The organism is Veillonella sp. ZSJB6 (assembly GCF_051549505.1).
In the GTDB taxonomy this organism is placed as follows: domain Bacteria; phylum Bacillota; class Negativicutes; order Veillonellales; family Veillonellaceae; genus Veillonella.
On the sequence record NZ_JBPUGE010000184.1, the window covers coordinates 1 to 237 of the forward strand.

General features: G+C 41.4%; 1 protein-coding gene. It reads left to right on the forward strand.

The window, feature by feature from the left end; all coding sequences use genetic code 11:
• Positions 1–7 precede the first annotated feature (7 nt).
• The gene (locus tag ACSV5T_RS10360) at positions 8–202 is read left to right on the forward strand and encodes a non-canonical purine NTP pyrophosphatase (RefSeq protein WP_438321092.1); all 195 of its coding nucleotides are present in this window, start codon (positions 8–10) and stop codon (positions 200–202) included.
• The last annotated feature ends 35 nt before the right edge of the window (positions 203–237 follow it).

Consider the following 237-nt stretch of genomic DNA (forward strand, 5'->3'; position numbering starts at 1 on the left):
GGACCCCGTGTTTCAGCCTGATGGGTTTTCCTTAACATATCCTTACATCACTTGCATCATTGAACTTTTATTAACGAATTGTCGACGTTCCTTGACAAAACGGTTTACTTATGCTGAATTGTCGTCTGATGTCAAGAACTCAATATCCCATCGGAGCAAGGCCCTGGCCCTGTTGAAAGCTCATCTTCAGAAGCAGAAATAATAAAATTATCTTGCCTGATTCGTCATAACTCGATC